General features: G+C 54.6%; 1 protein-coding gene. It reads left to right on the forward strand.

The window, feature by feature from the left end; genetic code table 11:
• A partial coding sequence (locus HZ297_RS11950) for a cadherin-like domain-containing protein (RefSeq protein WP_178863995.1) occupies nt 1–249 on the forward strand: 249 nt, incomplete at both ends.

Raw genomic sequence — 249 nt, forward strand, 5'->3', positions numbered from 1 at the left:
CTCAACCTGCGCACGGTAATGTTGTGATTGAAGGCGACGGCACCGTCACCTACACACCGGTTGCCGACTACAACGGTCCTGACAGCTTCACCTACACCATCACCGACGGCCAAGGCGGAACAGATACCGCAATGGTGACGTTAACAGTCAACCCGCAGAATGATCCGCCGGTCGCACTGGACGACGTAAGCATTTTGGATGAAGACTCCAGTGCCAATATTGACGTACTGGCCAATGACAGCGATTTGG

Origin of the sequence: Thiomicrorhabdus cannonii (assembly GCF_013391695.1) — a bacterium.
Lineage (GTDB): Bacteria > Pseudomonadota > Gammaproteobacteria > Thiomicrospirales > Thiomicrospiraceae > Thiomicrorhabdus > Thiomicrorhabdus cannonii.